Below are 25,524 nucleotides of genomic sequence, written 5' to 3' on the forward strand. Positions count from 1 at the left end.
CTGGGTAACAAATCCCCAACTTTCTCAATATCGCTTTTTACATTTTGCTACCCACGGCTTTGCTGACCCGAATAACCCAGAATTATCAGGAATCGTTCTTTCCCTTGTAGACAAACAAGGTAAACCCGCTAATAAAGGTTATTTACGACTAGGTGATATTTTTAATCTTGACTTTGCAGCCGATTTAATCGTACTTAGCGCTTGCGAAACCGGTTTAGGTAAAGATGTCAACGGTGAAGGATTAGTAGGCTTGACAAGAGGATTGATGTATGCTGGTGCAGAACGTGTGGGTGTGTCTCTTTGGCAAGTTGACGATGCGGGGACAGCACAATTAATGCAAGAATTTTACACGCAAATGTTGAAGCAGGGCAAATCCCCTACAGTTGCTTTGCGTGCTGCACAATTGAAATTCTGGGAAAATTCAACTTTGAAAAACCCTTATTATTGGTCTGCTTTCACCTTACAGGGTGAGTGGCGATAAACTTAATAAAAATGTTCGTAGTGAGCGATTTATCGCTCAATTTCAAGTGCTTAAGCCCTTGATTTGAGCGCTGAAGCGCTCACTACTTAAAGCAGGGCAATTTCGGCTCCCGATGGTATCTGTTGTTGCACAGATTTAAGTATATCGAGAGTTTTTTGGTAAGCTACTTTCTCTCTCTTTCCAAAGCGTCGAGCTGCTTGTTCTAAGTCAGCGATCGCAGCTTCATGATATCCTAACCAATGTCGGGCAACTCCTCGATTAACATAAGCCTGAGCATTACTCGGATTAAGTCTAATTACTTCCGAGAAATCGCGCACTGCACCTAAAATATCTCCGCTTCTCGTGCAAGCGCAAGCTCGGTTAAAATAAGCTCTATCATCGTTGGCATTGAGGCGAATTGCTTTATCAAAGTCGAGCATCGCTGCTTGCAAATCTGCCAACTCTAACCGCGCTAACCCTCTGTCATTATATATATCCGCTTGTAGAGATTGGAAGTTTTGCGGAATTATCGACAGAGCTTTATTGTAATCAGCGATCGCCTGTAATTGATTCCCTAACATGGCAGTAGCGATACCGCGATTGTAGTAAGCTCGAAAATCATGCGGTTTGAGAGCGATCGCTTGCGAGTTATCAGCGATCGCAGCTAGATAATTACCTTGTCTGTAGTGTGCTAATCCCCGAATTAAATAAGCTTTAGCATTATGGAGTGCAAAATTTATCGCTTTTGTACATGCGATCGCACTATGGTAATCTTGTAATTGAAGATACGCAAGACAGCGATCGCTATAAGAGAAGGCAAAATTACTTTCAAGCTGAATTGCCTCAGTTAAATCTTGAATTGCTTCTTGATAATTGCCGCGTTGCATCTTGTCTGCACCTAACTTCAAGAAGTCGGTAGCGATCGGTGTAGCTTCAGCGCTGAAAGTGACAAAATTGAGAGCGATCGCCATCATAAAACTCATAATGAATCGATAGCAGCGATTCATAAACAAATCTCCCAATTTGATTTTTTTGCGAAGTCAGAAGAAAGAATTCACAATTCAGGAGTCAGGAGTCAGAAGAAAGAATTCAGCATGTTATATTAAGCTTTTCGTCGAATAAATAAACAGTATTTTTGCACGCACATGCACCAAGCATAAACAGGTGTCAGCGTCAACTAACTGTGGCGACAAAAACCCCAACTCAGGTTGCATTCTAACTCCTAACTCCTAACTCCTAACTCCTAACTCTTGTTTACTTCCACTCTTTATTGTTAGCCTGATCCAACACGTAAGCGGCTACATCTTCAATCTGAGCGGGTTTTAAACGAGCTTTAAAAGCAGGCATAGCACCTTTACCCTTTGTAACTTGAGCAATAATCGCTTCTTGTGAGTTCATGCCATACTTATCTAAAGCTTCTTTCTTCAGATTTTTTTGAGCTTGAACTAAGTTTTTACCACCAGCATGACAAGAAGCGCAATTAGCGCTAAAAATTTTCTTTCCACTAACTGCGTCTGCTAAAGCTGGACTGTTGAAGGCAAAGGTAAAGATTGTTACGCATAACAACAATACCGAAAGAATCTTTTTCATCCCGTGTTCTCTCTCTCTGCAAAAAAAGGACTATTCACTGTAATATCCTTTATAATTTTCAGTTGCTCCATTGCCTTCGTCAAAAGACAAGCTGTCAAACTTCGCGGTTTTGTTGGTGGTTGGTTGTTAGTGGTTGGTGGTTGGTTGTTAGTGGTTGGTGGTTGGTTGTTGGTTGTTAGTGGTTGGTTGTTAGTTGTCAAGAATTGTCCTAACCACTCCCCCACTCCCCACTCCCCACTCCCCACTCCCCCACTCCCCCACTCCCGACTCCCCCACTCCCCCACTCCCCCACTCCCCACTCCCCACTATCAACTATCCACGCTCCCACTCCCCCAATTCTGTAACCCGACAAATTCGCCAATCATCTAAAATAGAGGCTCCCATGCTGCGGTAGAATGCGATCGCAGGCTCGTTCCAATCCAAAACACTCCACTCTAAACGTCCGCAATTTCTTTGCACGGCTATTTGAGCTAATTTTGTCAACAAAGCTTTCGCAATACCTTTTCGTCGATATTTCGGTAAAACAAACAAATCTTCTAAATAAATTCCTGGTTTGGTGAGAAATGTGGAATAATTATGAAAAAACAGGGCAAAGCCGACAGCTTGCCCTGCGTATTCTGCTAATATCGCTTCAATATATTTATTAGAGCCAAATAAATGCTCTTTTAAAGATTGAGCATTACCAGTGACGGCATGAGATAATTTTTCATACTCTGCCAACGCCTGAATTAATTCAAACAGCACGGTGCAATCTGCTGGTTCAGCAAACCGCAAAATTAACTCGTTATCAAAAGTCATTAGTCAAAAGTCCAACGTTAATAGTCCAAAGTCAATAGTACGATGACAGTTGACTCCGCTCCTCCCGTACAGACGTTCCGGCGGAACGTCTCTACATAACTTTTGACTACACCAACCAACCTTTCAAGCGTTTAGCTATGTGAGGACGCCGTAATTTTCGCATGGCTTTGCTTTGAATTTGTCGCACTCTCTCGCGAGACAAATTAAACATATTGCCTACTTCTTCTAAGGTACACGGTTCGCTGGTAGTCAAACCATACCGCAGAGAAATTACGTCTTTTTCTCGTGGTGTCAACACATCACCCAAAACTTCCCAAATCTCCTGACGCATCATGTTTTCATTCATTTTTGCTTCGGGAGATTGGTTATCTTCGTCTTCTAGCAAATCCATCAATTCGGTGTCTTCTTCTTTACCGACGCGGTGGTTGAGAGAAAGTGCTTGCCGACGTAGTTGTTGTAGTTGGCGTAGTTGTGGCAAAGGTATTTCTAAAGCTTCTGCCATCTCCGCTTCAGTCGGGTTGCGACAAAGTTTTTGTTTAAGTTCGCGTTGCGCTTTTTTGAGTTTGTTAAGTTTTTCAACAATATGGATTGGTAAGCGAATTGTTCGCGCATCATTAGCGATCGCTCGCGTAATTGCTTGTCTAATCCACCAATAAGCGTATGTCGAAAATTTATATCCCTTATCTGGATCGAATTTTTCTGTAGCGCGATTTAACCCCATTGCCCCTTCCTGAATTAAATCTAGGAAAGGCACTCCGCGATTGAGATATCGTTTCGCAATTGACACTACCAACCGGAGATTTGAGCGAATCATTTTCCGCTTCGCTACTCTACCTTGATACAAGCGACTTTCTAGTTGCTTTTCGGTCATTTCTAGTGAGGATGCGACTTTTTCCTTACTAGCTTGTTCACCCAATTTTTCGCTCAACGAAGCTTGTAATTCCCTTACTTCTTCATTAAACCGCACTCGCCGCGCTAATTCTACTTCTTCGTCGGCTTTGAGTAAAGGATAACGTGCCATTTCTTTAAAAAACGCGCCGACAGCATCATCATGCTCGGTTTTATTATATCCGGATGGTCGCGCTGCCGCCATTTGATCGCCATCGCGCTCATCTGTTTCTACTAGAGATTCGGCGATCGCGCTATATTCATCTGCTACTGCTTCTAGTTCGAGTGGTACTTCACTCTCTACAGCATTTTCTACTAGTAATTCCATTGTTCCCAATTCAGCAATATTCATAGTTTCCTTAAGGGATTGTTGCTTTGTTTGGTACATAATTAAATGACAGCTGCTTTTTATTGAGGTTTGGTAGTTTTCCCTAAGGAACAAATGCACCTGTCTTACAGCAAAATATAGGTTTCTGCTAATGTCTCATTGAACGCGACATTCAGTCTGTATCTTTCATTTCATACTTCCTGTTACATATAATTCAAAAATCAATACTGGTATTTGCACTTGGAAATATCTACTTGCATCAACACATATATTCCTCATTCTTTTGTTTATTAGCAAATCTGTCAAATTTTCAAACTTTATCAACCTTAACAAATATAAATATTTTTCGTAATCATCCTTAAACATTAAATCTTCCTATATTTTTCTCTACCTTTTTATTTTTTATGCCTTCCTTCTTGGTTAAATACTTCAGAGTCTTCTTTTTGGTGTTAATGCAACCGCCGCCAACTGACGAATGAAAATATCAATATTTAGGCTGTCTAAACTCGATATATATTCTGTTGAATTACAGCATCCCATATACTGAAAGGGCTGAATATCTATCAATAGGTGGAAAAGCTCTATACCTTACTTAGTAAATAAAGACAGCTTTTAGGAGTAAGCGAAGATGATTTGATTTTTTTTTAGATCCAACATTAAATATTTATTTCCGTCTGGAGTTGAGATTAGTTTGACCGATAAATTACATAAAAGGAAACTTATCAAGTATTATAAGGGATAAAAGTATTGCGAAATACAATTTGTCTTAATAAATGGCAAAAGTTCAAGTTAACTTGCGTTGCTGTTAATTCAGACCAAAACGCACATGCAAATAACAGTCTATTAATTCAAAAGCTATGTATAGTAATGGCGTAAGTTTATTTCCATTGGTAGTAGCCGAACCGAGTAGTTCATATGAATCGGGCAAAGTTGTTGAGCGGTGGATTGAAGTGCTGGTTGACTTTGTTGACTATTCAAAAGAAGTAACAGAAGAAGAAAAAGAGGAAAAAGAAGAAAAACTGTATACGTATCGAGTGCCAGATGGGTTAAATGTAAAACCCGGAGATATTTTAAGTGTGCCATTTGGGGTACAGCAACTAGGAGCGATCGCTATTCGTTTGCTATCAGAACCGCCAGCCAAACTAGCACAGGAAAAAATCAAGGAAGTGGCAGATGTTGTCCAGAGAGATTTTTTTGGAGATAACTACTGGACTTTGATTGAACGGGTTTCAAAATATTATTACACACCATTAATAAAAGTGGTACGCACAGCGTTGCCACCAGGGTTAGTAGGGCGATCGCAGCATCGCCTTCGCCTCAAGCGAGAAAACATTCCCAACGGTGCAGAGGAATTTCTTGCTTCAACAGCAGCGCGTCAAATACTAAAAATGCTTGAGTCTCAAGCAAATGGGGACTATAGCTTCAAATATCTCAAGCCTAAGGTAAAAGGATTTCGCTGGGGAAAGGAACAATTACTCAAACGCGATTGGGTGGAAAGTTATGTGGAACTACCAAGTTCCCCTCGTCCCAAGATGAAACCAGCAGTGACACTAATAGATGATGGGTTTTACATTGATTTAAACAAGCGTCAGCGAGAAATTTTAAAAGTACTACGCGATCGCGGTGGTGAATTTTGGCTTTCGGAATTTATCCAAATATGTAAAACAAGTATTTCCACCTTGAAAACGCTGGAGCAAAAAGGCTGTATAGTCATTGATGAGCGCGAAGTATTAAGAACCGAAAGTGGTCCGGTTGTAGTCGGCGACCAAGCCAAATCATTAACACAAGCTCAATCGCAAGCGTTAGCGACAATAAATCAACTAAATGGATATGCTCAAGTTTTATTGCATGGAGTAACAGGTTCGGGAAAAACCGAAGTATATTTGCAAGCGATCGCACCCCTACTCAATCAAAATAAATCCGCCCTCGTTTTAGTTCCAGAAATTGGACTTACACCGCAATTAACCGATCGCTTTCGCGCTAGATTTGGTAACAAAGTCAGCGTTTATCACAGCGCTCTAAATGACGGTGAACGTTACGACACCTGGCGACAAATGCTCACAGGAGAACCACAAGTAGTCATCGGCACGCGAAGCGCCGTTTTTGCACCTTTGCCAAACTTGGGTTTAATCATCTTAGACGAAGAACACGACAGCAGCTTTAAACAAGACTCACCCATCCCCACCTACCACGCTCGAACCGTCGCGCAGTGGCGAGCCGAATTAGAAAATTGTCCCTTAATTTTAGGTTCCGCCACCCCTTCGTTAGAAAGTTGGTTGAGCGTTAGGGAAGGGAGAGGGGGACAAGGGGGACTGCGTGATCAAGGGGGACAAGGGGGACTGCGTGATCAAGGAGGACAAGGAGGACAAGGAGGACAAGAAAGCATCTTTTCTCCCTTGTCTCCCCCCTCCCCCTTGTCTCCCCCCTCTCCCTTGTCTCCCCCTCCCCTCCGCCACTACCTCCCCCTCCCCGAACGCATTTACTCACGTCCTTTACCGCCGGTGGAAGTGGTGGATATGCGACAAGAGTTGCAGCAGGGAAATCGTTCTATATTTAGTAAGTCGCTGCAATCGGCTTTGCTACAGTTGCAAGAAAGGCGACAACAGGGAATTTTATTTATCCATCGTCGGGGACACAGTACTTTTGTATCTTGCCGCAGTTGCGGATATGTGCTGGAATGTCCTCATTGTGATGTTTCGCTAGCGTATCACCATACTGAAGAGGGAGCGCCGCAATTATTGCGCTGTCATTACTGTAATTTTGCGCGATCGCATCCTCAAAATTGCCCGGAATGCAGTTCTCCTTACTTAAAATTCTTTGGTAGCGGTACGCAGCGAGTCGCCCAAGAATTGACGCGACAGTTTCCCGAATTGCGTTTTATTCGGTTTGATAGCGATACCACCCGCAATAAAGGGGCACACCGCACGCTGTTAACTAAATTTGCCAACGGTGAAGCTGAATTGTTAGTGGGTACGCAAATGCTCACCAAAGGATTAGATTTGCCCCAAGTCACATTAGTCGGGGTTGTTGCGGCTGATGGCTTGTTAAATTTATCAGATTATCGCGCCAGCGAACGCGCATTTCAAACTTTAACCCAAGTAGCCGGACGTGCTGGTAGAGGTGACGATCCTGGTAAGGCAATTATCCAAACTTACACACCAGAACATCCAGTAATTGAAGCAGTGCAAAGGCATGATTATGAGTCTTTTATTCATTCCGAATTAGAACAAAGACAAGCTTTAAATTATCCTCCTTATGGAAGATTGATTTTACTGCGTTTAAGTAGTTTAGATGCAATAAGCGTGCAAAATGCCGCGCAAATCATCGCCACAACTTTGAATTCAAAAGAGGGATTTGAAATATTGGGACCAGCACCCGCGAGTATTTTAAGAGTAGCAAATCGTTATCGCTGGCAGATATTAATTAAGTTTGCTCCCGATGCTTTGCCACAATTGCCAGATTGGGAAGAAGTGCGTAGACGCATAGCGGCTTGTCGTGAGACATCGCTTTGTCCTTCCAGTGTTAGTTTAACAATCGATGTAGACCCATTACATATGATGTGAATATCGCATTCAGTTGAATATTTATCGTATATCAATACCTTGTAGAGACGTTCTTTGCGGAACGTCTCTTCTCGTAGTGGGGACTTTAGTACCCAAAAATCGCTTGCGCGATCGCCTGGTTCAAATTTACTAATAAATTTATTTTTGCGTACTTACTTTTTTTCCCAAAATCTTGAATATGCAATATAATTTTTCGCTACAGCTTCCTGACTCGTTATCATCGCCAATAAGACGTGTAAACTTATACTAGTCAAAATTGTATCTTATTTGACAAAAATCTCAATTATTCTCTGTTTGAAAGTAACAAATGTAAACGTAAACAATATGATATGGAAGATAAATGAATAGAAGTAAAATTTAAGTATTCTTGTCGGACAGTTCAAAAAATCTCTGAAAATTAGTAATAACACAGAAGAGTAAATCTAGTATAAAAAATTGAAGTGATAATAAATATCGCGGTTTAACCGCCAAATAAAATTCACACTCCTGTTAAATTTAATCTTTCAGCATCGGCTTGTAGGTACTTGAAAAAAGTAAAGGAAATACATGGGACAAGGTTTGTTGCAAATTGGGCTAACGCTCTGCATTGTTATAGGAATAACTCCGCTTCTGGGTAAATACATAGCGCGTGTCTTCTTAGGAGAAAAAACGCTACTTGACTTAGTAATGCAGCCTGTAGAGAGACTTATTTATACATTAGCAAGTGTCCGCAAGCAAGATAACATGACTGGTTGGCAGTATGCGCGGGCAATACTGTACAGTAATTTTGTTATGGGCGTTTTCGTATATCTGTTAATAGCGCTTCAGAAATTCTTGCCTTTCAATCCCACGCGGTTAAATATGCCTAGCTGGGATACAGTCTTACACACTGCGATTTCATTTCTGACAAATACCGATCAACAACATTACGCCGGCGAAACAACCTTAAGTTATTTCAGCCAGACAGCAGCTTTAGGCTTTTTGATGTTTACCTCAGCAGCGACGGGATTGGCGGTAGGAATAGCCTTTATTCGTGGTTTAACAGGTAGACCTTTGGGAAATTTTTACGTTGATCTGACTCGTGGCATCACACGGATTTTACTACCAATTTCGGTGATTGGAGCGATCGCCTTACTTTTAACAGGTGTACCGCAAACATTAGCTGCACCGCAAGTTGTCACAACCCTCGAAGGAAGTACGCAGTACATTGCCAGAGGTCCTGTCGCATCATTTGAGATAATCAAACAACTAGGCGAGAATGGCGGCGGTTTTTTTGGAGTTAACTCCGCACATCCCTTTGAAAACCCCAATGGTGTTTCTAACTTAATCGAAGAAATCGCCATGATTTCCATTCCAGCGGCATTGATTTATACCTACGGTTTATTTGCCAACAACACCAAACAAGCTTGGCGGCTTTTTTGGATGGTATTTATAATTTTCGTAGTTTTAGTTAGCATCACAGCCGTCGGTGAACTGCAAGGAAATCCTTTAATTAATACTGCCTTAGGAACAGACCAGCCGAATTTAGAAGGCAAAGAAATAAGATTTGGCTGGGCGCAAACTGCATTATGGGCAGTCATGACCACTGCAACCATGTGCGGCGCTGTCAACGGTATGCACGATTCTCTCATGCCGGGTGGTGGCTTTTCTACCCTTTTCAACTTATTTTTGCAGATTATTTGGGGCGGTCAAGGAACAGGCACCGCTTACTTATTTATTTACCTAATTCTCACCGTATTTCTAACTGGGCTGATGGTGGGACGCACCCCTGAATTTTTCGGACGCAAAATAGAAAAGCGAGAAATCGTCCTTGCTAGCATAGTTTTGCTAGTTCATCCAATTGTAGTTTTAATTCCCAGCGCGATCGCCTTAGCTTCCCCCAACACTTTATCTGGAATTACCAACCCAGGTTTTCACGGTATCTCCCAAGTAGTGTACGAATACGCTTCAGCTGCGGCTAACAACGGTTCTGGGTTTGCAGGGTTAGCTAATAGCCAACCTGCACCTACAGCTTTATGGTGGAACTTAAGTACTTGTGTGAGCATCTTAGTAGGACGCTACGTACCAATTATCGCCATCCTACTTTTAGCTGACAGCATGGCACATAAACAAACAGTGGCAGAAACCCCTGGTACCCTCAGAACCGATTCTCTGCTATTTACTAGTGTTACCGCTGGAGTAATTCTGATTTTAGGAGTACTGACATTCTTCCCCGTTTTAGCATTAGGTCCGATCGCCGAAGGTTTTAAACTCGCGGTCCGGTAGCTAGAAGACGAGGGGGAGAGGGGGAGAGGGGGGGACAAGGGAGACAAGGGGACAAGGGAGACAAGGGGACAAGGAGAATAATTCTTCTTTCCCCCCCTCTCCCCATCTCCCCACCTCCCCACACCACGCTTCCCCCACTCCCCCTCTCCCCACTCCCCACTCCCCACTCCCCAAATATATGAATCCCGTTGCAACTACTTCTAAAAATAAACCTCCACGTTCTCTCAAGAGCGATCGCCGTCAACCGCCAAAAAAGTCTAAAGTAAACAATAAAGGACTTTATCTAAGAGCAGTTAAAGATGCTTTTGTCAAGCTCAATCCCAAATATGCAATCAAAAACCCAGTCATGTTTTTGGTTTGGGTAGGCACAATTATTACTCTTTTAGTCACGATCGATCCTTACTTATTTGGACAAGTCTCAGGCGAGAATTTACAGCGTTTTAACGGCTTGATTACCGGGATTTTATTCTTTACTGTCTGGTTTGCCAATTTTGCCGAAGCCGTTGCCGAAGGACGCGGTAAAGCTCAAGCTGATGCTTTGCGCTCAACTAAGTCAGAAACTCTCGCAAGAAAACTCTCCCCTGATGGCTCAATTACCGAAGTACCTTCCACCAGCCTCAGACAAAGTGATACTGTATATGTAGTTGCAGGTGATATCATTCCCGCCGATGGAGAAGTGATTATGGGTGTCGCGTCGGTGGATGAATCGGCAATTACTGGCGAATCTGCACCAGTATTGAAGGAATCAGGCTCGGATGTTGCTAGTTCGGTTACTGGTGGCACGCGGATCATTTCCGATGAATTAATTATCCGGATTACGGCTGACCCAGGTAAAGGCTTTATTGACCGGATGATCGCTTTAGTGGAAGGTGCAGAACGCAGCAAAACACCGAATGAAATTGCTTTGACGGTGTTGCTGGCAGTTCTTAGCTTAGTGTTTTTATTTGTTGTGGTGACATTGCCAGCGATCGCCTTTTATGTCAAAAGTTCAATTAGTGTACCAATTTTAATTGCTTTGTTGGTAGCATTAATCCCGACAACCATCGGTGGTTTGCTGAGTGCGATCGGTATTGCCGGTATGGATCGAGTTGCCCAATTTAACGTTATTGCCACTTCCGGACGAGCAGTAGAAGCCTGCGGTGACGTTAACACCTTAGTTCTCGATAAAACAGGTACAATTACTCTTGGCAACCGCTTGGCAGAAGAATTTATCCCAATCAACGGTCACTCAATCGAGGAAATTGCCAGTGTCGCTTTGGCAGCTAGCGTCTTTGATGATACACCAGAGGGAAAATCGATTGTCCGGCTGGCTGAAAAGTTCGGGGCAAAAGTTGAATTTGACCGCAATCAGTCAGAACCAGTTGACTTTTCCGCCAAAACGCGCATGAGCGGTACTAACTTACCAGGTGGATATCAAGCGCGGAAGGGAGCAGTACGAGCAATTCTGGGATTTGTACGTTCCCGTAACGGACAAGATTCTCCAGAACTTAACGCTGCTTACGAACAAGTTTCCCACCAGGGAGGTACACCCTTAGCCGTTTGCCTAGATCGAGAAATTTACGGCATCATTTATCTGAAAGATATCGTCAAACCAGGTATTCGCGAACGTTTTGACCAGTTGCGACGCATGGGTGTGCGTACCATCATGCTGACCGGCGACAACCGGATTACCGCTTCTGTAATTGCTACTGAAGCTGGAGTTGATGACTTTATTGCCGAAGCAACACCAGAAGATAAAATTTACGTAATTCAAAGCGAACAAGCAAAAGGCAAACTTGTAGCGATGACGGGAGACGGTACTAACGATGCTCCTGCCCTCGCTCAAGCAAATATCGGCGTAGCAATGAATACTGGTACTCAAGCAGCCAAAGAAGCGGCAAACATGGTAGATTTGGACTCCGATCCCACCAAGCTAATTGATATCGTTTCTATTGGTAAACAATTGCTGATTACTCGTGGAGCATTAACTACATTTTCTCTCGCCAATGATATTGCTAAATATTTTGCGATTATCCCAGTGCTATTTGCTACTGCCAATCTGCAAAGTTTGAATATCATGAAGTTGACCAGCATCAATTCTGCCATACTGTCAGCGCTGATTTACAATGCTTTGATTATTCCGGCTTTGATTCCTTTGGCGTTACGGGGTGTGAAGTTTAGACCGCTAACTGCTAATCAATTGCTACAACGTAATATCTTAATTTATGGGTTGGGTGGGGTGATTGCACCATTTATTGCAATTAAATTGATTGACATGTTGATTACGGTGGTAGGGTTAGCGTGAGGCTTGATTTTTTGATTGTAGAGATGTTGTAGTTAATGTCTCTACTATTATTAATAAAACGAAGCGTCAAGGAAGTCAAGTAAGAGGAAAGTTATGAAAAAAGTTAATTTCCAATATAAGTTTTTGGCAATGGATGGAGTACAGGCAATTTTGTTTGTTTGGTGGCGATGGTATAAACAAAAATTGCCGCTCGTTATTTTTATAGTACTATGTTTGAATTTGGTAATTGCTCCAGTTGTTTACGCTGCTGATAGCACTTTGGAACGTCGTTCGGCTTGGGCGATCGGCGTTTTAGGATTTGTAACTGTGGCACTTATAATTTACTTATTTGATGTCATTTTTCGCCCGGAACGCTATTAATTGGGCAACCGAAAAAATTAAAGTAAATATTAGAGGTTTTAAACAAATTTTATGTCTATTGTGAGAGAAGCTATCAGAGCAATTCGCATTACTTTGGTTCTCTGGTTGCTGACAGCAATTATTTATCCTTTATTTATTCTTTTGATAGCTCAAGTACCCTTGCTTCAAGAAAAGGCTAATGGCAGTATCATCTATAATTTCAAAGATGAACCAATTGGTTCGGCTTTGATTGGACAACAGTTCAGAGATGAGCGCTATTTTCATGGTCGTCTGAGTACGGTGAGATACAGCCAAGGAAAACAAGCCAGACCAACCGGCATATCTGGCGCCAGCAATCTCGCTCCCAGTAATCCAGAATTGCTCAAACGAATTGTAGAGCAAGCAAATCAACTCAAAGACGAGAATATTCAACCACTCCCCGATTTAATTTATACATCTGGTTCGGGTTTAGACCCACATATATCAATAAAAGCAGCGCGGGAGCAGTTAGATCGAGTTGCTAAAGCTCGTAGTGTCCGCGAAGATGAAATACGTCCTTTACTTGATAAGTATACCGATAAAAGATTTTTAGGGATTTTTGGAGAACCTGGAGTTAATGTTTTGCGATTGAATTACGCTCTCGACCTCCAAGAACTTAATCGCAGGCAAAATCAATAAAAGTTAGGAGTTAGGAGTTAGGAGTTAGGAGTTAGGAGTTAGGAGTTAGGAGTTAGGAGTTAGGAGTTAGGAGTTAGGAGTTAGGAGTTAGGAGTTAGGAGTTAAAGTTTGTTGTCAACTAACTTATAATAAATAACTACTAACTACTGCCTCCCCTACAGACGTTTTGCGCTCTGAAAGTCTCTACCTAACTTTTAACTTTTAACTCCTAATTCCTAACTCCTAACTTTTAACAACTGTATGAACACTAAACTTTCAAATTCTGGAAGTTATTATCCTATACGTTCGGCGCGGCGGGGTAAACATAAAATATTTATTGGTATGGCTCCTGGTGTGGGCAAAACTTACCGCATGTTGGAAGAAGGACATGCGCTCAAACATGAGGGAATTGATGTTGTTGTTGGGCTTTTGGAAACCCACGGACGTAAGGAGACGGCACAAAAAGGGCAAGGGTTGGAAATAATACCCCGTAAGGAAATTCCTCGCAGCGGATTGACTTTGACGGAAATGGATACCGATGCAATATTAGCGCGATCGCCTCAGCTAGTATTAATCGATGAACTCGCACATACCAATGTCCCAGGTCAAGAGCGTGAAAAACGCTATCAAGATGTAGAAATCATATTGGCAGCAGGCATTGATGTATACTCCACAATGAATATTCAACATTTGGAAAGTCTCAATGACCTGGTAGCGCGAATTACTGGGGTGATAGTACGAGAACGGGTTCCCGATCGCATTTTAGACGAAGCAAATCAAATTGTTGTTATAGATGTAACACCAGAAACTCTGCAAGAACGCTTGCGAGAAGGCAAAATTTATGCACAACAAAAAATCCAACAATCCCTCGATAATTTCTTTCAACGTCGCAATCTGATAGCTTTGCGGGAATTGGCTTTGCGGGAAGTCGCAGACAACATCGAAGAAGATGCGATCGCCTCCACCCCCGCAGGACAATTCTGTAACATTCACGAGCGGGTTTTGGTGTGCGTATCCACCTATCCCAACTCAGTACAACTATTGCGTCGAGGGGCTAGGCTTGCTAATTATATGAATGCCCCTATTTTTACAGTATTTGTCAAAGAAAAAGACCGCTTCCTTACCAAGGAGGAAAGTTTATATATTGAAACTTGTGAGAAACTGTGTAAAGAATTTGAAGGTACGTTTATTCATTTCAGCAGTAATGATGTGGCTAGTGCGATCGCAGAAGTCGCGAAACAATATCGCATCACCCAAATTGTAATTGGCGAAAGTCAGCGAACCCGCTGGCAAATACTCTGGAAAGGATCTTTAACACAAACGTTAGTCCGCTTGCTGAAAAACGTTGATTTACATATAATTGCCACTGAGAAAAACAATAGCACTCAGTTGTAGATACCAACGAGCAATTACCCAAATCTTTTTGTATCTCCACTTTAATTAAAAATCCCAAATCCAAAATCTAAAATCCAAAATCGAATGACTTATGTAATCGGTTTAATCAGTGGTACTTCCGTAGACGGTATAGACGCTGCCTTAGTAGATATTTCCGGCACAGATTTGGATCTGAAAATTGAGTTGTTAGCCGGAGAAACATATCCTTACCCAGTCGAACTTAGAGAGCGAATTTTAGCAGTTTGTGCTGGAAAAGCGATCTCAATGGCAGAATTGGCAGAATTAGATGATGCGATCGCCCTCGCTTTTGCCCAAGCTGCCCAAAATATCCAAAACGGTCACAAGCCAGCCTCTTTAATTGGCTCCCACGGTCAAACAATATACCATCGACCACCAGGAGGAGGGGGAGAGGGGGGGAAAGGGAGAGGGGGAGAGGGGGAGACAAGGGGAATTGATAACTCGCCACTGCTGTACGGGCGGGGTTCCCCCGCCCCCCTAGGTTCCCCCGCCCCCCTAGGTTACAGTCTACAACTCGGACGCGGTGCTGTAATTGCTCATCTGACAGCTATTACCACTATCAGTAACTTTCGCGCCGGTGATATCGCCGCAGGTGGTCAAGGTGCGCCCCTCGTACCTAGAGTAGATGCCTATTTGCTCAGTCATCCTCAAGAAGGGCGTTGTATTCAAAACATCGGTGGTATTGGTAATCTTGCTTACATACCACCTCGCCGTGACAACTGGCTCGAAAAAATTCTCGGCTGGGATACAGGACCAGGAAACAGCTTATTAGATTTGGCGGTACATCATTTAACTGCTGGTGCGAAAATATACGATGAAAACGGTAACTGGGCAGCCAGTGGCACACCCTGCCATCCATTGGTAGAACAATGGCTAAATCAAGACTACTTTCATTTACCGCCGCCTAAATCCACCGGTCGAGAGTTATTCGGCGTTGCTTACCTGCATCAGTGTTTAAAAGACGCAGAAATATATCAACTTAGTTCTGCCGACTTACTGGCAACTCTTACCGAACTAACCGCAGCTTCAATTGTTCAGAATTACCGCACATTTTTACCGCAAATGCCACAGCAAGTATTTTTATGTGGTGGGGGTAGTCGCAATCTTTATTTGAAGCATCGCTTGCAGATTTTGTTACAATCAATCCCGGTATTAACCACAGATGAAGTCGGGTTGAGTGCCGATTTTAAAGAAGCGATCGCCTTCGCGGTTTTAGCTTATTGGCGAAACTTAGGCATCCCCGGCAACCTACCAGCAGCCACAGGCGCAAGTCAAGAAGTTCTTCTAGGAGAAATTTGCTTAGGGACTAGGGACTAGGGACTAGGGACTAGGGATAAATTCTTCCCTAGTCTCTCAAATCGTCCCCCTTGTCTTCCTTGTCCTCCCCCTCCCCCCACTCCCCACTCCCCACTCCCCACTCCCCACTCTGCGGCTATACTGTACTTAATTTGCCAAGGCAAGGATTGTACAAGGTGGCTCATACTTTTTTATTAGAACCAGGACGCTGGACGATGCAAGGAAATTGGCTGGAACGTAACGGAATGCCAATCAGCGTCAAGGGTATGACCTTGGTAGCTTGGAATCGAGATAACTGGTTCACGATGGCAACAAAGTTGATATTTCCAGCTAGCGATCGCTCTGACATTTCTTTCCTCTACAAAGGGTGTCTTCATGATGGAGAGCGTCAGTATACTTTTTTACTACAGCATAATGTTTTGGGGCAGGTTGAAGGTGAGGGTTGGATTGCTCAAGATACAATTGTGCAGCGTTATTGGGTATTAAGCGATCGCCAACGTCGCAGTGGCTTTGAAACTTTACACCGAGTCAATAATGATAGCTACTACTTAACCAGTGGCATCCTTGCCGGTCATTTTTTAACTAGCACAATGGAAGCTAGCTTAGAGCGTCAGCCAACATAATTGGGCAGTGGTTAAGGGTCTTTCACATTTCCGTATGATACCTCACCCCCTACCCCTCTCCTTAATAAGGAGAGGGGAGATAAAGCACAGCTTTGTCGGGGTGAGGTTATGATGTGCAACTTGCTATGAGTGAGCGCGATCGCGTCTTAATCGGTATTACAATCCATTGCCCATTAAAATAAACGGCGACCAATAGTATGGGTGTGAATATTCAGTAGATTTATTAGTTGGGTGCAGTAAACTTAATTGTGCTTTACGTAATGCTTCCGATTTCGTCATTTTACCAGTGGCTAAGTTTTTATAAAACTCTTCCATTAGTTGAGCTGTACTAGGATCGCTCACTTCCCATAAAGAAGCTATCACAGACTTAGCACCTCCGATCATAAACTCATAAGCCGTAGAGTTAATTTCTATCCCATCTTGCTCAAGTGAATCAGCAAGAGCGGTACGACAAGCTGACAATACAACTAAATGAATTTTGTCCAAACCTGTCAACTTTTTAATTTTAGATGTGGTTAAACGTTCATCTTTTCCTAACAGTACATATGACTCATATGTTTTGTTTTTTTTATCAGATATAAATTGACCATGAGTAGCCAGGTGTAAAATTTGCTTTCCAGCAAGATTATCTCGTAGAGTCCGAAAGTCAAATTTTTCATTGAGGAACTTTAACCCAGGATAAATTTTCACAATGTTATCAATCTCTTTTTCTACATTAGGTAGACCATCAGATACACCCATTGCTAATACTTGAGTATCTTTGGTTGCTTGTAAGTTGGGTTTTTTAACATCTGTCAGGGTTGATGAAAGTATGTTGTAGATGCTGTATTTCTCAATTAAATACTGTTTGCCATCATACAAAGCGCTCATAGGAACGTAGCGTATCACCCTATCAAGTCCAAAAACAAGATTTTTGACTGGGTTAGCTTTCAGTTCTGGTTCTAAGGGTTTAATTAGCAAGTCATAAAGTTTTTTACTTGCTAGTTGTATTTTGGGAATATCAGATTCTGTGCAATTAGAACCACCACGTCCCTCACAATATTCCATCAAATCACGAAACTCTTTGACTGCTTGTCCTAATTCTTTTCTGCTAACTTTGACTTCAAATGCCTTATTAACTCCTCCTGGTGCGGTCAATAGCAACCACATTTTATCTTCCAGGACAAAAGGAGAAATCATAACTGTACCTGGTTGCGCTTCGACGATTTCTTTAGGTTTACTCTTAAATCGTGGGTCAAAAGCACCATCATCCTTATTAAATCGGGACTTTATTTCGTTTTCAATTGCTTTTAAGTCTTTATCGTATTGTGTATTGATAGCTTCAACTTGGTCTAGAAGTTGACTTCTTTCGCTTGGAGAACATTTTTTTTGATCACATTCTTGAATTTTGAATCCCAAAGCAATTAAAGAGTTATTTTTTGCTTGAGTTCGAGCCTCTCGAAGGTCTCGCACATTGATTAAATCTAAAACTTGCTGTGCTTCTACTGTGCGTCCTTGTTTGAGTAATAAATCGGCATATTGACGGTAAAGATCAACTGTCTTTACTTTGTCAAAGTCAGCTATTGTTTCCCAATAAGATGCTTGTAAATCTGGTGTTAGTCCTTGGAAACCGCGTCGTACCTCCTCCGCACGAGTGAAAGCTTCTCTAAAGTTTTTTATGGCTTCATCAGGTTGATTTAAATCAGCGTAAGCGCGACCTAAACCAGCATAGATATCTGAATCAGCACCTACAACTTTTGCTGAAACTTTAATTGCTAAAGCTTGATTATATGTTTTAATTGCTTCCTGCTTTCTGCCAAATTTGCGATGAATATGTCCTAAAAACGTCAGTGCAGTTTTTTCGTCTTTAGGACTTTGGGCTTTTCTAGTAAGTGCTAATAAAGCTTGGGCTGATTCCATAGCTTTTTGGTCATTATCTAAGTTGCCATAACCTAGACTCAATACAGCATTTGCTAACATTTCTACCCAAATCATTTTAGTATTTTGAGAAATAGCTAACCCCTGATTGGCAAGTTCAATAGTTTTTTTCGGTTCCCCTTTAGCAAAGTGTACAGAGGCAAGTAAAAATAAACTCGCTGCCTCCAGTTGTGGATTTTGTACTTTCTTGGCTGTTGAAAGTGCCTGTTGAGATAAATCTAGACTTTTTTGATAATCTCCTAATGAAATGTAAAATGTCGCTTGATTTACCAGTATCCAAAACTCAGATGAAGGATTTTTATCTTGCTTGGCAATTGTTAAACTTTGCTGTAATAAGTCCAAAACTTTCTGTAAGTTTCCTTGAGCAGTATAAACATCTTTGAGAATATTCAAAGCGTCTAATTTAAGCTTGATATTTTTGTTTTTGTCTGCTGTCTCCAAAAGTAAATTCGCTAACTCGGTAGCTTGCTGATATTTTCCCATTGCGACGTAGACTTTAGCGAGTTGCTTCAAAGCGTCTACTTCTATCTCAGGATTTTTAATTTGCTTGGCTATATCTAAAGCTTGTTGAGTAAGTTTAACAGCCTTCTCAAATTCTTGTCGTGCAGTATATACATTACCTAAACCAATTAATGCTGCTGCTTCTAGTTCTGGTTTTTTTAATGTCTGTACCAAATCAATACGCTGTTGGGCAAATTTTAAAGCTTTATCATATTCACCAAGAGAAATGTAAGTACGACTAAAAGTCCAAAAAACATCTGATTTTGTTTCCCAAGCATAAAATTGACGGTCTTCAGGTAATTTTTTAATATCAACTAATTCTATTTTGGTTAAAGCTTGTTCCTCCAATTCAATAGCTTTTTGAAAGTTTCCTAGAAGCTGGTAGCTACTGGCAATATTTAATAAAGCTCGTGTTTCTGAAACTGGCTTTTTGAGTTTTTGGGCAATTTCTAACTCTCGCTGGCTTAAGTCAATGTACTTAGTTTCCTCTCCTAGTGACAGATAAACTCCAGCAATAACAGACAAAGCGTAGTTTTCTGCTTCCAAATTTTCAGACTGTCGGGCAATTTTAAGACCTTGTTCAGCAAACTCCTGTGCTTTTTGCAAATCTCCTAAATTTTGATGGACATCTCCTATTAATGTATAAGCTCTACTTTGTATTTTTGTTAGTTCCTTTTCATCTGATTTTTGTTTCAAATCTCTGGCAAGATTTAACGCTTCTGGTGCTAAGGCAATAATTGTATTAGCTTCGTTCATCGTGAGAGTATAATCTTTTTTATTTCTAGCAGACAGAGCGATTGAGTCATGCGATCGCATTATTCTAGTCAGGGTATTAAGTTGCTGTGGACGATCATTAACGGCTTTAAATATAGCTAATGCCTGCTGATAAAACTCCAAAGCACGTATTTTATCATTTTTGTTAAAGTAAGTATTTCCTAGAAAAGAGAGAATATTACCCTGTAATAACTTTTTATCTCCTTTTCGTGCAGTCTGTAACTCTTGTTGGTAAAACTCTATTGCACGGTCATCTTGTTTTTGCTTGCTGTAAACATCCCCTATATTAGCGAGAATATCTATTTCCAGTGATTCATTTTTAGCTTTTCTGGCAACGGGCAGTGCTTGTTGAAAAAATTTCAAAGCTGAGTCATATTGCTGCTGTTGGAAGTAAGCGCTTCCTATTGCGTTGAGAATTCTGCCTTCATGTCCAGTGTCTTCTGCTTCTTTTGCAACAACAAGTGCTTGTTGATAAAAATTAATTGCCTGGGGATATTGTTTCTGATTGAAATAACACAATCCTATGAATACGAGAATATTAGCTTTAAAAGACTTCTCTTTTACTTCTGCGGCAAATGGCAATGCTTGCTGATAAAATTCTAAAGCACGGTCATATTTTTCTTGCTTAAAATAAGTGTCTCCTATCCATTGAATAATTTTACCTTGCAACAATTTATTATTTTATTTTCTGGCACTAGCTAGCTCTTGCTGATAAAAATTTACACCACGGTCATATTGTTTGAGATTGTTGAAAGCATCTCCTATTGACGCTAAAATATTCTCTTCTGCTGGGCTAATTCCCGCTTCTCGAATTAGAGGTAAAGCTTGCTGATAAAACTTAATCGCTTGGTCATATTGCTGTTGGTTAGAATACATCTCTCCTATCTGCTGTAAGCTTCTACCTTCCCAAGCACGGTTTCCTACCTCTCGGTTCACTATTAGTGACTTTTTGTACCACTCCAAAGCACGAGTATAGTTATCCACATTCCAATAAACTTGCCCTATTCTAAATAGGGTAAATCCCTCTTGAAACTTGTCTTTTAGTTCTTGGTGTAGCGCTAACGCTTCTTCTAAAAGTTTCAAGCCTTGCTCTTGTTTTTTCAAGAAAACGTAAGTAAATCCTATTTTACTGAGAGCCACTGCTTCCCCATTTCTATCTTTTACCTCGCGGCGAATTGCTAAAGCTTGTTGTAAAGTTTCTAACGATTTTTCTTCTTTAAATAAAGCAAGGTAAACCCCACCAAGATTATCTAAAGTTTCTCCCTCTCCAGCCCGGTCTTTGATTTCCCTGCGAATTGTTAAACCTTGTTGTAAAACTTCTAGTGCTTTGTTGTTTTGCTGCAAACCGTTGTAAACCTGTCCTATATTGTTAAGGGTTTGCCCAGTTCCCACTTTATCCCCCAATTGTCGCCGTATCTCCAACACCCGTTGATAAGTCTGCAACGCTTTCGGATATTCCCCACGTCGATACTGCTGCACACCCTCTTGAAACAATTTATCCGCTTCCGCTTTCCGATCTGAACTTGCCGCAGTTTGCGCCAAAGTATGCTTGACTACCACATCATTTGCTGCTAATCCAACACCACAAGTCAGTGAAAACACTAAAGTAGCTAGGGCGAAACTCTTCAAACGGTTAGGCATTGGTTACTCCTCTTATATGACTACAGGCGATCGCTTGCTCAATCTTTTATATTTCTGAGGACAACCAGGCTATGCAAAATTTATGCAAAATAAAAAATTAACCTCAGCATAATTACGATACAGTAATGCGACATACCGTAGAAACACTGCTAGTTATTTGTATTCTTAAGATATTGTGAAGAAAAGTCTAAAAGCTTTCTGGGGTTGGCAATACTAACCGAAGACCTTAAACCCCGAAATATGCGATCGCGCTTTGGCTGAGTGTGGGTGAAGCGATCGCGCTTTGGCTGAGTGGGGGTGAAGCGATCGCACTTTGGCAGAGTGTGGGTGAAGCGATCGCGCTTTGGCTGAGTGTGGGTGAAGCGATGCCTTTGGCGAGCTTCGCTAACGCACCTCAAGCTAAGAATATTAACGTATCGTCCAATCTTCAATTGTTAAATTCGGAATTTTGGCAAAATCTTTGTGATTGCGTGTAACTACAATGCCATCAACCGAGAGAGCGATCGCTGCAATTCGCAAATCTTGTGTACCAATGCGGATTTTTTGACGATGCAATTCTTTGTAAACAGTATAAGCATCCTGATTAAAATGAAACACGTTGATACTTTTGAAAAAGTTTAACGTAGCATCTAGCCTTGCATAATCTAATACTATGGTATCAGATGAAGAAGACTTTTTAATCTGAGCAAGCCGTCCACGTATTTGTTCTTCTACTGTAATGATTGTTGTAGCAATCTGTTTAGGATTGGCTTTATTAACACGCTTCGTTACAACTGGATGCTCTCGTTGAAAAAGGGATATGTGATCCGTGTCAAGTATGCAGAGCTTCATTTCGCCTCATCCTCAGCATCAAGTTTGCGGTAGTATTCCTCCATTTCGGCATCTAGTTCACGGCGATAAGCTTCAATATCCGCCAGCATATCATCGAATTGAGGATCATCTTTGAACATACCAGCAAATTTCATCCAGGGATGTTCGGCTTTGGGAGGTTCGATTTTAATAGAGACGATTTCGGCTTTAGCCAAACGCTCAGTCAAACGCTCATATAAACTTGTTAAAGCTTCTTCTTTAGTAGCACCTATGGCTTGACAATCTGGCAAACCTATCACTGTCGCAAGAACCTTACCATCTTCTTGATTTTCAATTAGCACATCGTAAGTCAACTCAGAAGGCTTTTTGCTTGGAGTCAAAACAGATAAATTCATTTCTATTGTTTATTTCAAAGATTATCTTGATTCTAACTGACAAAAAGGTATATCACGCCGCCTTATTCTTGGGCAAAATAAAGGCATTTACGCTGACAAGCGATCGCTACAATAGCTTTCAATAAGTAATTTAGTAGCTTTGAGCAAAATGATTTTGCGGAGTGAAAATCGCAAAGCTCAGAACCCCGGTTTCGCAGGAGTTACCGGGGTTCTTGTTGTTCACGCTCTTATGCGCGGATTGCTATAGTTACATTTGTCTCTTTTTCTCTGCCGATAGTGACAAGCATAGGAATAACAACCAAAAATCCCTAATGACTAATAATTATTGGGTGAAGATTGGGCAAAATAAATCCGAGTCAAAGCTCCCAATAGTACTAAACATCAAAGTAAATATACTAATTGGTTTTTTTGATTCAACTTTCCAACCCGTATACTTACTTATCCAACGGATAGGTATTACACCCAATTGTAGTTTTATTAGAGTCAAATTTTCTATGTCAGACCCCAACATTAATCGTTACTTGTGCAAACGTTACCAGCTTCAGGAGTTAATTGGTACTGGAGCAATGGGTCGGGTTTATCGTGCTAAAGACGTTTTGTTGGGAGGGGTACCTGTTGCCGTTAAATTTCTCGCTTTATCAATTCAAAATGAAAAGATGCGATTGCAAGACCGCTTTGAGCGAGAAGCAAAAACTTGTGCTTTAGTTGGGCAAAAAAGTATTCACATTGTTCGCGTGATGGACTATGGCGTAGATGAGAATAACACCCCGTTCTACGTTATGGAATACCTGCAAGGAAAAAACTTGAGCCATGTCATCCGCAACCAACAGATGACTTTATCAACTTTCTTAAGTATGACGCGGCAAATCTGTTTGGGGTTGCAGTGCGCTCATGATGGCATTTTAGTTGATGGTAAAGTCTGCCCAATTATCCACCGGGATATCAAGCCCAGCAACATGCTGGTGATTAGTGACCCTAGTTTTGGCGAATTAGTCAAGATTCTCGATTTTGGAATTGCTAAGTTATTACAATCAGATAGCAATCATACTAACTACTATTTAGGTACGCTGGCTTATTCTTCTCCAGAACAAATGGAGGGCAAAGAACTTGATAACCGCTCAGATATTTATAGTTTGGGCGTAATGATGTTTGAAATGCTCACGGGCAAAATGCCTCTAGCCGCACCAACACACTCTTTTGGAGCATGGTATAAAGTACATCACTATCAACAACCGCGTTCTTTCAGTGAATTTGTGTCTAAAGACTTAGTACCGAAGGAGTTGGAGAATTTGATTATGAGTTGTCTAGCCAAAACAGTTAATTCGCGTCCCCAAAATATCAGTGAAATCCTCAAGGGTTTGGCATCTCTAGAACAAAGTTACACGATTGGCATTCAGCAAGCTCCGGAAGCTTCAACTAAAATGCTTGCAGTTCCAGCTTCTTTGGAGCCAAAGACTAAGGTAGATTCGCGCTTATCCTTCTCAACTGATGAACTGGCTCGCGTCACTTCTTGGCCCCAAAATAAACCGATCGCCAATATTGTTTTTCCTCAACCCATCCATGTCAATGGTAATCTTTGTCCGGCTCTGTGGGTGATGTTACCCAAACAGGAAATTGAAAATCGCTTAATTTGTACTCGTTACAATCAATTTCTTTTCATTACTTCTCCTCACCCGATGCTGCTGTGGATTACCGTCATTTACAACCGCAAACATGGTGCTAAATGGCTGCCTTATTATCTCGACCTCAAAACAAGTGTTGGTCAAGAAACTACCCGCTTACTGGGCAATACAGGTCACTATCGGCTTTTGTTCTTTGCACGGGAGGCTCCCCAAAGTTGCGCTCATATCCAGCTTTCAAGTATTGCCTTCGCCCAACGCCAACGATTTCAACAATGGGTCGCGATTAGCAGCACACTTGTGTCTTCTGTCGATCCGCAAATTAGTAAAAATTTACTCAAAAACGAGTATGAAAAGATTAAGCCGCAAATTTTGGCAAAGCTCGAACTAATTGATACTGATTCCCCGTTCGACCTTTGCGACCAAGTTTCAATCTGAGTGAATATTAATTTTTGTAAAGAAAATATGTTACTTGCAAGATATCGTTATAAAAAATATAAATAGTGAAGTTAAAAATCGCTTTCGCCAAGTCTGGTTGGATTTACGCTGCGTTTGCTCTCTTTGAGAATCCAGCGAATGAATGTAAGTAGAAACGTGTAATTTTGGCTCTGGGTGCTGCAAAACAAATTAATGACATTTGTTTAATGCACATGCATTGCTAACCTAAAAACTACAATCAGTTGAAACTACATCAAGAATGTAGTTATAATACTTTTCTGGTTGAGTTTTCGCTCTTTTAATTGTGTGATTTGAGTTGCCTATCGAGTTGACGCCCCAAACATCCCCAGCTTTTTTCCTCCTTGGAACCGAGCAAGAGAAGGAGGTCGCCCACTGCGACACGAGAACTACTCTATGCCATAGCGGAACCGGAATCTAAGCCCCACTGATGCTTGAGAAGCTCTTTATAAGTTGCTTCACGCACTACCATTTGTTCGTAAAGCTTAACCAAAAAGTCTTGAGCTTGTTCGTGGCTCATGTGCTGCACTTGAGTAGCAAATGAGCGGATGTTGAATTGCTGTTCCAGGGATAATTCAATTGGCTGATTCATAATTAACTCCAAAAGACAACGAATACAGGTTATGTCGTTTACAGAAGCCCTAATCGGTTAGTAGATGGACATCAAATTGTCGTACATTTGTTCCTCCGTATTAAAAAAGATAACAATTGTTTGACAGGTTGCCCATACTCCAAGTTAGGTATTTTTTTGGTGATTTATCTTGCATCTACACCTACTGATATATAACTCAAGTCTGTTGAAGCAGATTTCGGAAATATTTAGAGATTTGCAGGTGGCAATGGTATAACTTCCTTTTTTCGTTCCGGCAAAGGGGACGATTAAAGGCTGTAATCGTGAATTATATTCGCGATACCAAAGAAAGTGCAA

22 protein-coding genes are annotated in these 25,524 nt (G+C 41.4%); 11 read left to right on the plus strand and 11 right to left on the minus strand.

Annotated elements, in window-relative coordinates:
- Positions 1 to 481 (plus strand): CHAT domain-containing protein (locus PI95_RS07225; protein ID WP_163518689.1); only part of this gene is annotated, 481 nt, incomplete at its 5' end.
- 86 nt (positions 482 to 567) lie between these two features.
- On the opposite strand, the gene PI95_RS07230 is transcribed toward PI95_RS07225, so the two are convergent.
- Positions 568 to 1,467, minus strand: a complete 900-nt coding sequence (locus PI95_RS07230; RefSeq protein WP_039739208.1) for a tetratricopeptide repeat protein — start codon at positions 1,465 to 1,467, stop codon at positions 568 to 570.
- 247 nt (positions 1,468 to 1,714) lie between these two features.
- Positions 1,715 to 2,050 carry a cytochrome c6 PetJ gene (gene petJ, locus PI95_RS07235; RefSeq protein ID WP_039739209.1) on the minus strand — a complete coding sequence of 112 codons (336 nt, stop codon included), beginning with the start codon at positions 2,048 to 2,050 and terminating at the stop codon, positions 1,715 to 1,717.
- A gap of 3 nt (positions 2,051 to 2,053) precedes the next feature.
- On the opposite strand from petJ, the gene PI95_RS07240 reads away from it, so the two are divergent.
- Positions 2,054 to 2,419, plus strand: coding sequence for a hypothetical protein (locus tag PI95_RS07240; RefSeq protein WP_163518687.1), 366 nt, complete (start codon positions 2,054 to 2,056; stop codon positions 2,417 to 2,419).
- On the opposite strand, the gene PI95_RS07245 is transcribed toward PI95_RS07240, so the two are convergent.
- Together PI95_RS07245 and PI95_RS07250 are read right to left on the minus strand one after the other, a co-directional pair.
- Positions 2,363 to 2,848 carry a GNAT family N-acetyltransferase gene (locus PI95_RS07245; protein ID WP_039739212.1) on the minus strand — a complete coding sequence of 162 codons (486 nt, stop codon included), beginning with the start codon at positions 2,846 to 2,848 and terminating at the stop codon, positions 2,363 to 2,365. The genes PI95_RS07240 and PI95_RS07245 overlap by 57 nt on opposite strands.
- A 106-nt stretch (positions 2,849 to 2,954) precedes the next feature.
- Positions 2,955 to 4,124: an RpoD/SigA family RNA polymerase sigma factor gene (locus tag PI95_RS07250; RefSeq protein ID WP_039739214.1), complete on the minus strand. Its 1,170-nt coding sequence runs from the start codon at positions 4,122 to 4,124 to the stop codon at positions 2,955 to 2,957.
- A gap of 797 nt (positions 4,125 to 4,921) precedes the next feature.
- Here PI95_RS07250 and priA point away from each other — a divergent pair.
- The gene (gene priA / locus PI95_RS07255) at positions 4,922 to 7,627 is read left to right on the plus strand and encodes a primosomal protein N' (RefSeq protein WP_039739218.1); all 2,706 of its coding nucleotides are present in this window, start codon (positions 4,922 to 4,924) and stop codon (positions 7,625 to 7,627) included.
- A gap of 546 nt (positions 7,628 to 8,173) precedes the next feature.
- Complete coding sequence (kdpA, locus tag PI95_RS07260; RefSeq protein ID WP_039739220.1) at positions 8,174 to 9,871, plus strand: potassium-transporting ATPase subunit KdpA; 1,698 nt, start codon at positions 8,174 to 8,176, stop codon at positions 9,869 to 9,871.
- On the opposite strand, the gene PI95_RS07265 is transcribed toward kdpA, so the two are convergent.
- On the minus strand, positions 9,852 to 10,031 hold the full coding sequence (locus PI95_RS07265; protein ID WP_163518690.1) for a hypothetical protein: 180 nt from the start codon (positions 10,029 to 10,031) through the stop codon (positions 9,852 to 9,854). The two genes, kdpA and PI95_RS07265, sit on opposite strands and share 20 nt — an antisense overlap.
- A gap of 18 nt (positions 10,032 to 10,049) precedes the next feature.
- Here PI95_RS07265 and kdpB point away from each other — a divergent pair, with 18 nt between their 5' ends.
- The 6 genes from kdpB to PI95_RS07295 all read left to right on the plus strand — a co-directional run bounded on the left by kdpB (position 10,050) and on the right by PI95_RS07295 (position 16,483).
- Positions 10,050 to 12,155, plus strand: coding sequence for a potassium-transporting ATPase subunit KdpB (kdpB, locus tag PI95_RS07270; protein ID WP_039739222.1), 2,106 nt, complete (start codon positions 10,050 to 10,052; stop codon positions 12,153 to 12,155).
- Between the two features lie 93 nt (positions 12,156 to 12,248).
- The gene (locus PI95_RS07275; protein WP_039739225.1) at positions 12,249 to 12,515 is read left to right on the plus strand and encodes a potassium-transporting ATPase subunit F; all 267 of its coding nucleotides are present in this window, start codon (positions 12,249 to 12,251) and stop codon (positions 12,513 to 12,515) included.
- Positions 12,516 to 12,566: 51 nt separating this feature from the next.
- Positions 12,567 to 13,172, plus strand: coding sequence for a K(+)-transporting ATPase subunit C (gene kdpC, locus PI95_RS07280; RefSeq protein WP_039739227.1), 606 nt, complete (start codon positions 12,567 to 12,569; stop codon positions 13,170 to 13,172).
- A gap of 240 nt (positions 13,173 to 13,412) precedes the next feature.
- Positions 13,413 to 14,546: a histidine kinase gene (locus PI95_RS07285; protein ID WP_039739229.1), complete on the plus strand. Its 1,134-nt coding sequence runs from the start codon at positions 13,413 to 13,415 to the stop codon at positions 14,544 to 14,546.
- A gap of 84 nt (positions 14,547 to 14,630) precedes the next feature.
- Positions 14,631 to 15,881 (plus strand): anhydro-N-acetylmuramic acid kinase, encoded by a 1,251-nt coding sequence (locus PI95_RS07290; protein WP_039739231.1) that lies wholly within the window; start codon positions 14,631 to 14,633, stop codon positions 15,879 to 15,881.
- Between the two features lie 155 nt (positions 15,882 to 16,036).
- Positions 16,037 to 16,483, plus strand: a complete 447-nt coding sequence (locus PI95_RS07295) for a hypothetical protein (RefSeq protein WP_039739233.1) — start codon at positions 16,037 to 16,039, stop codon at positions 16,481 to 16,483.
- Between the two features lie 156 nt (positions 16,484 to 16,639).
- Here PI95_RS07295 and PI95_RS07300 read toward each other — a convergent pair whose 3' ends face one another.
- From PI95_RS07300 to PI95_RS07320, 5 genes are all read right to left on the minus strand, one after another.
- Positions 16,640 to 20,347, minus strand: a complete 3,708-nt coding sequence (locus PI95_RS07300) for a tetratricopeptide repeat protein (RefSeq protein ID WP_039739234.1) — start codon at positions 20,345 to 20,347, stop codon at positions 16,640 to 16,642.
- Between the two features lie 9 nt (positions 20,348 to 20,356).
- Positions 20,357 to 21,316: a tetratricopeptide repeat protein gene (locus tag PI95_RS07305; protein WP_039739236.1), complete on the minus strand. Its 960-nt coding sequence runs from the start codon at positions 21,314 to 21,316 to the stop codon at positions 20,357 to 20,359.
- A gap of 149 nt (positions 21,317 to 21,465) precedes the next feature.
- Positions 21,466 to 21,747 (minus strand): hypothetical protein, encoded by a 282-nt coding sequence (locus tag PI95_RS07310; RefSeq protein ID WP_163518691.1) that lies wholly within the window; start codon positions 21,745 to 21,747, stop codon positions 21,466 to 21,468.
- Positions 21,725 to 22,147, minus strand: a complete 423-nt coding sequence (locus PI95_RS07315) for a type II toxin-antitoxin system VapC family toxin (RefSeq protein ID WP_039739238.1) — start codon at positions 22,145 to 22,147, stop codon at positions 21,725 to 21,727. The genes PI95_RS07310 and PI95_RS07315 overlap by 23 nt, the downstream gene beginning before the upstream one ends.
- Positions 22,144 to 22,506: a type II toxin-antitoxin system HicB family antitoxin gene (locus PI95_RS07320; RefSeq protein ID WP_236116965.1), complete on the minus strand. Its 363-nt coding sequence runs from the start codon at positions 22,504 to 22,506 to the stop codon at positions 22,144 to 22,146. Before PI95_RS07320 ends, PI95_RS07315 begins: the two co-directional genes overlap by 4 nt.
- Before the next feature lie 509 nt (positions 22,507 to 23,015).
- On the opposite strand from PI95_RS07320, the gene PI95_RS07325 reads away from it, so the two are divergent.
- Positions 23,016 to 24,578: a serine/threonine-protein kinase gene (locus tag PI95_RS07325; RefSeq protein WP_039740516.1), complete on the plus strand. Its 1,563-nt coding sequence runs from the start codon at positions 23,016 to 23,018 to the stop codon at positions 24,576 to 24,578.
- Positions 24,579 to 24,990: 412 nt separating this feature from the next.
- On the opposite strand, the gene PI95_RS07330 is transcribed toward PI95_RS07325, so the two are convergent.
- The gene (locus PI95_RS07330; protein WP_039740518.1) at positions 24,991 to 25,188 is read right to left on the minus strand and encodes an NblA/ycf18 family protein; all 198 of its coding nucleotides are present in this window, start codon (positions 25,186 to 25,188) and stop codon (positions 24,991 to 24,993) included.
- Between the last annotated feature and the right edge of the window lie 336 nt (positions 25,189 to 25,524).

Source organism: Hassallia byssoidea VB512170 (genome assembly GCF_000817785.2).
In the GTDB taxonomy this organism is placed as follows: domain Bacteria; phylum Cyanobacteriota; class Cyanobacteriia; order Cyanobacteriales; family Nostocaceae; genus Hassallia; species Hassallia carrinoi.

What these genes read in the sequence shown, in the direction of transcription:
- PI95_RS07230 (WP_039739208.1), bottom strand. Translation starts at nt 1,467, where the DNA reads ATGAATCGCTGCTATCGATTCATTATGAGTTTTATGATGGCGATCGCT.
- petJ (WP_039739209.1), bottom strand. Translation starts at nt 2,050, where the DNA reads ATGAAAAAGATTCTTTCGGTATTGTTGTTATGCGTAACAATCTTTACC.
- PI95_RS07245 (WP_039739212.1), bottom strand. Translation starts at nt 2,848, where the DNA reads ATGACTTTTGATAACGAGTTAATTTTGCGGTTTGCTGAACCAGCAGAT.
- PI95_RS07250 (WP_039739214.1), bottom strand. Translation starts at nt 4,124, where the DNA reads ATGTACCAAACAAAGCAACAATCCCTTAAGGAAACTATGAATATTGCT.
- priA (WP_039739218.1), top strand. Translation starts at nt 4,922, where the DNA reads ATGTATAGTAATGGCGTAAGTTTATTTCCATTGGTAGTAGCCGAACCG.
- kdpA (WP_039739220.1), top strand. Translation starts at nt 8,174, where the DNA reads ATGGGACAAGGTTTGTTGCAAATTGGGCTAACGCTCTGCATTGTTATA.
- kdpB (WP_039739222.1), top strand. Translation starts at nt 10,050, where the DNA reads ATGAATCCCGTTGCAACTACTTCTAAAAATAAACCTCCACGTTCTCTC.
- PI95_RS07275 (WP_039739225.1), top strand. Translation starts at nt 12,249, where the DNA reads ATGAAAAAAGTTAATTTCCAATATAAGTTTTTGGCAATGGATGGAGTA.
- kdpC (WP_039739227.1), top strand. Translation starts at nt 12,567, where the DNA reads ATGTCTATTGTGAGAGAAGCTATCAGAGCAATTCGCATTACTTTGGTT.
- PI95_RS07285 (WP_039739229.1), top strand. Translation starts at nt 13,413, where the DNA reads ATGAACACTAAACTTTCAAATTCTGGAAGTTATTATCCTATACGTTCG.
- PI95_RS07290 (WP_039739231.1), top strand. Translation starts at nt 14,631, where the DNA reads ATGACTTATGTAATCGGTTTAATCAGTGGTACTTCCGTAGACGGTATA.
- PI95_RS07305 (WP_039739236.1), bottom strand. Translation starts at nt 21,316, where the DNA reads ATGCCTAACCGTTTGAAGAGTTTCGCCCTAGCTACTTTAGTGTTTTCA.
- PI95_RS07315 (WP_039739238.1), bottom strand. Translation starts at nt 22,147, where the DNA reads ATGAAGCTCTGCATACTTGACACGGATCACATATCCCTTTTTCAACGA.
- PI95_RS07325 (WP_039740516.1), top strand. Translation starts at nt 23,016, where the DNA reads ATGTCAGACCCCAACATTAATCGTTACTTGTGCAAACGTTACCAGCTT.
- PI95_RS07330 (WP_039740518.1), bottom strand. Translation starts at nt 25,188, where the DNA reads ATGAATCAGCCAATTGAATTATCCCTGGAACAGCAATTCAACATCCGC.